The sequence below is a fragment of the Aeromonas sp. 601039 genome (assembly GCF_049174415.1).
Classification (GTDB): Bacteria; Pseudomonadota; Gammaproteobacteria; order Enterobacterales; family Aeromonadaceae; genus Aeromonas; species Aeromonas veronii_A.
The window spans coordinates 219,567-227,912 of record NZ_JAAKTL010000005.1; the positions used below are offsets into that span (position 1 = coordinate 219,567).

Consider the following 8,346-nt stretch of genomic DNA (forward strand, 5'->3'; position numbering starts at 1 on the left):
TCCCTGCATCAAGGGAGCCTTTTTGTCTGTGCTTAGAAGAAGTGGGATAGATACATGCAGTATTTCTCTTTCCTGTTGATCCTGGTTGTGTTTTGCGCACCTGCCTGGGCCACGGGTAGGCATGTTGCACAACCCCTTGATCTGTTGCAACAAGTAGAGGGTTTGCCTGATGGCTTTGCCGATCACTTCTTCGGCGTCCCGCTGGCGGTGCGCATTCTGGTGGATGGGCAGTTGTTGGGGGAAGGCGAGATAGTGCTGGGCAAAGACACCAGCGTACAACTGTTGGCTCTGACCAGCAGCCATGAAAGTGAGCTGGACGAGCGTAGCCGTCAGCGTTGGACCAAGGCGCTGGAGGCATCCCATCGACTGGGCCCATGTCAGAATCCATGCGCTGACGAAGTGCTGGCGCTGGAGTACAGCCTAGAGAACTCCCAGTTGTCGGTGCTGACGGCCGGTGCCGAGAAGGGACAGCCGCAGAACCGTTATTACAATCTGCCCAGTGGGGGCAGCTATGGCGCCCTGTTGCGCCATCAGTTGAACCTGACCCAGGAGGAAGGTGAGCTGCGTAGTGGCCGTTACAACCTAATTGCACAGGGAAGCATAGGCCAATGGACTCCGCTGTTTGAGGGAGAAGTGAGCCGGTCAGGAAATGGGCAGGTGGCGCAGCACCATGTACAGCAACTTTATGCCGAGCATGAAGGAAAGGGGCACTTCTATAGGTTGGGCTACTTCTCGCCTTATGCACAAGGTTTGGTGCGTCAACCTACCCTGTTTGGCGGGGGAACCCCGACCGTGTTGGGTGTCATGCTGGGGGACTCCGACACCCTGTTGATAGAGCAAGGCCAGGCCAGTACCACTCCTGTCTATGTCACCCCGAGCCGGCCCGGCATGGTGGAGATCTATCGGGATGGGCAGCTCATTAACTCGCAGCAGGTGAGTTCGGGGCTGCAGGCACTGGACACCAAGGTGTTTCCTGCTGGGATCTACGAGGTGGAACTGCGTGTGCTGGAAGATGGCCAGATTACCGAACGGCGGCGCGAGATGATCTACAAGCCGATGAACTGGCAAAACCCTGATGAGGCATGGCGTTTCAACCTGTTTGCTGGCCAGCAGACCCGCCTGTTCAGCAACTTGGAAGAGGACACTCCCAGTCCTCTAAGTAGCGGTATCATGCTCAATTATTTGCTCACTCCCTCCGTGATCGTCGGGGCATCCAGCCAGTATATCGACCAGCGCTGGCAGCACGGCCTTTCTGCCGACTGGAGCCTGAATGATCAGTGGCGGCTGTTTGGTAACCTGATGTCGACACAGGAACTTGGAAGCGGCTTCGATCTGCAGGCCTTGTATCACTATGGCGAGGGTAGCTTGGTGCTCAGCCACCAGCAGCAGCACCAGAAAGGGCCAGTTTGGGAGGGGAGTCACGACCTCAAGCAGAGCAATATATCGTTGCAGCAGCGGCTCGACGAGCGACACTTTGCCAACCTCTATTTGGCACATCAGGCGGAGCGTGGGTTGGGGGTTGATCTGGGCTGGCGTTACAACGGCGAGCTACTCGGTCAGACGGTGAGCTGGAACCTGACGGTATTTGACCGGCCAGGTAGCATCAGTACCGATAACGCGAGGGACAGGGGGAGTATGCTCTCTCTAAGCATGAACTTGGGTGGAGAACGTAGTCAATTGGCTGTCGGTATAGGTAGTCGAACCTCCCGTTCCGGCGGGCAAGAGCGTAACGGATCTCTCAGTTACCAGCAGTTACTGGAGTGGGGGGCCCTGCAGAGCGTCGGGGTAAATCTGACAACTGACAGTTATGGCGTCGGCACAGCAGGCTATGCCAGGTTTCAGGGGGATCTGGTCAGTGGTGATGCCTACCTGCTGTCTTCCTCCTATAACCGTACTCTGAGCGGTGGGCTCAATCTTGACAGCACCCTGGCGTTTGGTGATGAGGGCAGTCTGACCATGACCGGCCAATCTCAGGGGTATGAGGCGGGCATGATAGTGGATCTGGAGTCCGATATGCCTGATCTGATCTTGCGTGCCGATGACGATCAGGGTGGTAATTTAAAGTTGCGGCCAGGGCGCAACCTAATACCCGTAGCAGCCTATCGCAGCGGTGCTGTTGAGCTGGATCTGGCTGGCCATGATGCCCCCTCGGTGAGCATTCGCCCCAACGTGTTGCCTTATCACCTCAACAAGGGGGGGGTGGCCTATCATCAGGTTCACGTCATGAAGACGGTAACAGTCATTGGTCGTCTGTTGGATGAGAAGGGGGCTCCTTTGAAGGGGGCAATGGTTGTCAATCATGCAGGTAGAACCATGAGTGAAGTGGATGGTTTTTTTGCCGTTGAGATGAGCGCCCGCAATCCAATCTTGAAAATGGAGATAAACGGCATTAGCCAGTGTGAGACTGTTGTCGATGTCCCCACCTTACCAATAAATAGCAGAATACTATTTTTAGGTGATCTAGCCTGTCACAGTTTAGAAACAAAATTGAGTTCAGTTAAATATGATTAAAATATTAATTTTTATATTTATATTTATGATGCCATTTACGATGGCGCATTCCGTCGTTTTGAAGGTCAATGCAGAATACTCACAATCACGGGATAACCCTGGAAAAAATGAATTTAGAATTACAGACCCTTGTATAAAACTACCACTATCTTATTTCTGTGATGATAATGTGTCTAGAGTGGTTGCTGTGGATACAGATATTGACAAACCAATATTTAGAGGTAGTAATGCATGGGACCGATTTTTTTTCCATAGCTTCCCTAGAGAAAAATCTGTCACACTGACTAGTCCCACAGGCAGTAAAGTGAACATGAAATTCTCCTTTACTCATACCGGCTATACTCTAAAAAATGTAGGGGTGGATATTGGTGATGCATATCAGGCGCATCCTAACTCGAACTGTTCCCTAGTTGATCGAGATACCGCGAGTAGCACCAAAACAGTATTTTATTCAATCGCGGCCAACGCTCAAAAAAATGGGGGTTCATGTTACACGAAAATATATCCAAACCCAATTAGAAGGATCAATGCGATAATAAGTAAATATTATTTTGGTTATAAACTTTCTGCTGATAACATAGATACTATTCCGAATGGTCGATACCAAGGAAGAGTGACACTTACTGTTGGTTCATCAAACAAAGATCTTGATCTTGGTAATTCGGCATATAGAGCACCATCAATTATCGAAATGGATATATCTTTAGTTGTAAGAAATCAAATGAAAGTAGAGTTTCCTCATGGTAGTAATACAGTTGTCTTGACGCCACCTAAAGGCTGGTGGAATTCCACATTGCCTACAGTATTAAACTCAAGGTTACCTGTGAGAATATCAAGTGATACGCCTTTCTGGATCGGTTTGATGTGCCAGTATACACATGTGGGGGGCGGGCAATGTGAAATAAGAGATCGCTCTGGTAGCCATAGAGTACCAATTGTTATTTCACGTAATAATGCATATGGGAAGTTTATTTTAAGTCCATCCGTGAAAGTGCCATTTAAGAATAGTAAAGAAAGTGCCAATGATTTTTTCTTATTTGAAATAGAACAGTCTAAAGTTGATGAAATGAGGAAGCGACCAGGAGCTACATATAAAGGCATTGTGACATTAATTGTCGATGCAACAATACCTGTTGGTGGTATGTAATATTAAACTAAACCGTTATTTTGTGCATAAAAAAACAGTTCACTATCGCTTTGCAAGCCTAGGCGCATCATGGCGCTCTTTTTCTGTGTACTGATGGTCTTCACACTGCGATTCAAGTGTTCTGCTACCTGGGTGACCGACATGCCACTGGCCAGCAAACGCACTACCTCGCTCTCTTTTGGTGTAAGCGGGGTGAGATCGGTGTGACGAGATATGCCGGCCTCAGTCAGCAGGGTTTTAACAGACTTACCTATATAAGTGTGGCCAAGCAGCACTTGGCGAATGGCTTCTGATAACTCAGTGATAACAGATTTTTTTAATATCAGGCCACTAATCCCACATTGAAGCAGAGCCTGTAATATTGCATTGTTGTGGAGTTGTGTCAGTACAATGATCGCCAAATTGGGATACTCTCTGCGTAATTGCTGTACCATTACGAGGCCATCACTGCGACTATCACCCGGCATGCTGAAATCCGTTATCAGCAAGTCACATGGCTGTTGCCTTAATAAAATATACAAATCAGAAACCCTATATGCCTCTGCTACGACATCACAGCGTGGGGTTATTTTTTCAATCAGGCTACGGATACCAGCTAAAATCAATGGATGATCATCGGAAAGTATAATCCTAAAGGTCATAAGTGAGTCTCTCTTGATGCGATTAGTAAAATTAAGGCTATCAAAGCTGACATTGATATACTACCGTGCGATCCCTGTTTTTTATATGCATACACTGATTTGTAAAAATATGTAAACCACTATGTCGATATGTTGCTCAATAAAGTCATTGCTCAGTCAAATTACCATTATTGTTGGATTTTATTTATTCTTTACCCCTGTGTTACAGGCTTCTGAGCCGCCTGAGGTTGCCACTATTGAAGTCGGTATATTAGCAGGAGGATGGGCTCCATTTCAGCGATGGGATGGTAAGGTTGCCGCTGGATTCAGCGTGGAATTAATGGAGCAATTAGCTAAAAAACTGGATTACCGGATTGCCTGGCATGCCTACCCTGACTGGGATGCCATGTATGCGGATATTTGCCGTGACAAGATTGATCTCTTGCTCGATGCTTTTAATGCTGGGGGACGCCCATGTGTCACCTACAGTTTGCCCTATTACACCTCACCGACCGTGGTAGTTGTGCGTCAGGACAGCGCCCTCTTTCGCGACGTGAGCCGGTTACAGTCTGCGAGCATTGCCATCGAAAAGGGCTTTATGACCGAGACGCTGGTCAAGCTGCACTATCCGAAGGTCACACCGCGGCTCTTCGTAGATACTCGCAGCGCACTGCAGGCGGTGGAGCAAGGGCGAGCGGATGCCTATATCGGCAATCTGTATGTAGCCAATCTGTTTATCAAGCGTCACCCTGCGCTGGCGGTTGTTGCACAGTCTCCCCTGTTGATGGAGCCCCTTCATCTTGCTGTTGCCAGCCAGAATCAAACGCTTTCTACCCAGCTTAATACTGCCATTCAGGCGTTGACGGTCGAGACCCGCAGCGAGCTTGAGAAGCGCTGGTTGGGGGAGAACCTGGTCCCCAACTTTATGGGGCACAGTAATTTTTTGCTGCGCCCTGATGAGCGAGCATGGTTGTCGGCTCTGCCACCATTGAAGTTAGGATTGAGTCCCAATTGGATGCCTTTCTACTATCGTGACAGGGATGGCAATCTGGTTGGAATGGTAGTTGACTATCTGGCGCTGCTGCAAGAGAAGCTTGGCTTGGCTTACAGCAGGGTTCCGGTTCAGAGCTGGCCTGATCTTCAACAACAGTTGCTGCATCATGATGTCGATCTTGTTGTGCTGCCAACCCGCATCATCGACAGGTTGATGGGTTGGCATGCCAGCCAGCCTTTCGCATCATTTCCCATGGTATTGGTGACGGCAAGCGGTACGCCCACCATAGGAGATATCACGGACCTGACAGGCAAGCGACTGCTATTGACCGACGGTATGTTAATTCCACAGATCAAGGCGCTGTTGCCGGATGTGACGATTAAGGTGACAAGCAACGCCAGTGAAGGGTTGGCGGCAGTTGCGGCTGGTGAGGGGGATGCCTATATCGGCAACCTGGTGGTAGTCTCGCGACTCATTGCGGATCAGTTTGAAGACCAGCTTAATATTGCGGCTCCTTCGCCCTTCAAGGATGAGCTGGTGGTAGCGGTACGTGAGCCCTATACCCCTCTCTTGCCTTTGGTCAATCGGGTGCTGGCCAGCATGAGCGACAAGGAGCGACGGCAGATCCGCAATACTTGGTTGGCTTTGAACTACAGCGAGGGGGTGTCATGGCAGCAACTGATGCGCACACTTATCCCGCTGGGGTCGGGTATAACCCTCTTTATACTGGTTATCTGCATTGCGTATTGGCGCCTTCGTCAGGAAATTACCAGACGTCGGCAGGTGGAGCTGGCACTGGCCAGAGCGAAAGAGCGGGCGGAATCGGCGGCGACCATGAAAGGGGAGTTTCTGGCCACCATGAGCCACGAAATTCGCACCCCCATGAATGGTATCGTCGGCATGGCGGAGCAGCTCACCTTCACCGAGCTGACTCAGGAGCAGCGCCAGATGGTCGAGATCATCAACCGCGGTGCCCTAGGACTGCATGCACTGATCGACAATGTGCTCGACTATGCCAAGCTGGAGGCAGGCAAGATGCAGCTCGAGCAAACCCCGTTTCTCCTCCGTGAGCTGATCGACAGTGTGTTGACCATGACGGTGAGCGAGATACACCGCAAGGGGTTGCGCGTCTACTTGTGGGCTGATGCCGGTGTTGCGGCCCGGGTAAGCGGCGATGAGCTGCGTTTGCGTCAGATCCTCTTCAACTTTGTCAGCAATGCCATCAAATTTACCGAGCGGGGCTTTATCGAGATTTCGGTGCAACTGCTGGCACAGGGGGAGGGACAACAGCAATTGCGCTTCGGTGTGCGCGACAGTGGCATCGGCATGACACCCGAAGCGCGTGACCGGATCTTTAATGCCTTTGAGCAGGCGGAGAGCTCTACCACCCGCAGTTATGGTGGTACTGGCTTGGGGCTGAGTATCTGCCAGACCCTGGCCACCTTGATGGGGGGCGAGATCCGGCTGGAGAGTGCCCCGGGGCTCGGCACTTTTATCACCTTGACAGTCACGTTGCCTGTTCTGGTAAAGCGAGAGCCGGATCTCCGTCTCAATGGCCTGCAAGCCAGCATTGAACTGCATGACGATAAGCTGTGTCACACCCTGTTACTGCATCTTGACGCGCTGGGAGTCACGCGAACGTCGCCCCCTGATAATGCTCAGTTGCGTTTCAGTGACCATGACCTGGCGGCTGAGGGCGTTATCCGGGTGCTGCCGCTGGCAACCCCTCTTGGCTATCGCAGTGATGAGAAGGGTTACATTCTCAACAGCAATCCCATGACCTGGCATGCAGTGCGGGAAGTCTGCTATCGCCAGCTGGTCTTGAGCGATGAGACCGCCTCACAATTGATGCCCAATAGCGCTGCGCGTGGGTCCATGCTGCCCTGTCGGATACTGCTGGTGGAAGATAATCCCCTTAACCAGCAGCTGGTGATACGCCAGCTCGGGCAGCTCAAGCTGAACTGCGAACTGGCTGAGCACGGCCAGCAAGCCCTCGAGATGGTCGCGCAGTATCCCTATGATCTGGTGCTCTGTGACTGTCAGATGCCGGTGATGGATGGCTATGAGTTCACGCGCAGGGTACGGGCTGGGGAGGATAAGAAGCGCTTGCTGATCATTGCCATGACGGCCAATGTCATGCCTGAGCAGGCTGAACGCTGCTTTGCCGCCGGCATGGATGATTTGCTGGGCAAGCCGGTGCTGCTGGATGGTTTGCGTCAGATGCTGCAAAAGTGGCGTATCCTGCCATCGCCATCCTTGATTGATGTCGCGGCCATGGAGGCATTTTTTGGCCAAGGTGACAAGTTACGGCAGATGTTTCCGCTATTTCGCCAAGAGCTTGAGCAAGCGATGGTGCAGCAGCCACAGGATGACAAGGCACTGGCGAATTGGGTGCATCGTCAGGCGGGGACCATCAGCATGATGATGGCGCCGCAGCTGGCTGAAGAGGCATGGCGACTGGAAGAGAAGATCCGCCAGCTCGGGTCCTCATCTTGTGCTGATGAGCTGACCGGATTTCGTGCCCAATTACAGCAAATCATCGGGGAGCTGAGGGGGTTAAGCGAACGGTATGAAGAGTCAGTTGTTGTCGAGGGAGAACTGAAATAAGGGGAACTGCTCACTCATAAAATCGCGGGGTGTATGGCCATTACCAGCCCCAGCCAGCCACTCCCAGTCCAGTCTTGGCGAGCCCGCTTTAAAGCGCTGGTAGGCCACTCCCTTGTGAACCGTCAGAAAAAGAGTCGTGGGGAGTCCCAGCTTGTTGCTGTAGCGCACCATCAGATCGCCCTGATAGTCGTTGCTGATTCTGATTTTGAGTGCCTGCAGTGTCAGACCTGTTGCGTGGCCATGCTCATCCCAGACTTCAAACATGATGTGAACACTCTGATGTTGATGATGCCACGATGAGCAAGGTGGGATGCAATTGCAACTGTCAAATCTGACAAGGGCGGAAAGTGTTAGTGGGCAAGAAAGCGAAAACCCGGCGCAAGGCCGGGCTTTCTGAATGATGGTGGAGGGAGAAGGATTCGAACCTTCGAAGGCAGAGCCGTCAGATTTACAGTCTGATCCCTTTG

At 51.5% G+C, this 8,346-nt stretch carries 5 protein-coding genes; 3 read left to right on the plus strand and 2 right to left on the minus strand.

Features of this window, described 5'->3' with window-relative positions; genetic code table 11:
• The first annotated feature begins 54 nt into the window (after nucleotides 1-54).
• On the plus strand, nucleotides 55-2,511 hold the full coding sequence (locus G5195_RS06925) for a TcfC E-set like domain-containing protein (protein WP_421205244.1): 2,457 nt from the start codon (nucleotides 55-57) through the stop codon (nucleotides 2,509-2,511).
• Complete coding sequence (locus G5195_RS06930; protein ID WP_421222986.1) at nucleotides 2,504-3,658, plus strand: hypothetical protein; 1,155 nt, start codon at nucleotides 2,504-2,506, stop codon at nucleotides 3,656-3,658. Before G5195_RS06925 ends, G5195_RS06930 begins: the two co-directional genes overlap by 8 nt.
• A gap of 2 nt (nucleotides 3,659-3,660) precedes the next feature.
• On the opposite strand, the gene G5195_RS06935 is transcribed toward G5195_RS06930, so the two are convergent.
• Complete coding sequence (locus tag G5195_RS06935; RefSeq protein ID WP_421208758.1) at nucleotides 3,661-4,299, minus strand: response regulator; 639 nt, start codon at nucleotides 4,297-4,299, stop codon at nucleotides 3,661-3,663.
• Nucleotides 4,300-4,420: 121 nt separating this feature from the next.
• On the opposite strand from G5195_RS06935, the gene G5195_RS06940 reads away from it, so the two are divergent.
• Nucleotides 4,421-7,879: an ATP-binding protein gene (locus G5195_RS06940; RefSeq protein WP_421222988.1), complete on the plus strand. Its 3,459-nt coding sequence runs from the start codon at nucleotides 4,421-4,423 to the stop codon at nucleotides 7,877-7,879.
• Here G5195_RS06940 and G5195_RS06945 read toward each other — a convergent pair.
• Nucleotides 7,850-8,143, minus strand: coding sequence for a hypothetical protein (locus G5195_RS06945; RefSeq protein WP_216953101.1), 294 nt, complete (start codon nucleotides 8,141-8,143; stop codon nucleotides 7,850-7,852). The genes G5195_RS06940 and G5195_RS06945 overlap by 30 nt on opposite strands.
• Between the last annotated feature and the right edge of the window lie 203 nt (nucleotides 8,144-8,346).

Coding starts and splice junctions, on each gene's coding strand:
- G5195_RS06940 (WP_421222988.1), top strand. CDS start 4,421: ATGTCGATATGTTGCTCAATAAAGTCATTGCTCAGTCAAATTACCATT.
- G5195_RS06945 (WP_216953101.1), bottom strand. CDS start 8,143: ATGTTTGAAGTCTGGGATGAGCATGGCCACGCAACAGGTCTGACACTG.
- G5195_RS06925 (WP_421205244.1), top strand. CDS start 55: ATGCAGTATTTCTCTTTCCTGTTGATCCTGGTTGTGTTTTGCGCACCT.
- G5195_RS06935 (WP_421208758.1), bottom strand. CDS start 4,299: ATGACCTTTAGGATTATACTTTCCGATGATCATCCATTGATTTTAGCT.
- G5195_RS06930 (WP_421222986.1), top strand. CDS start 2,504: ATGATTAAAATATTAATTTTTATATTTATATTTATGATGCCATTTACG.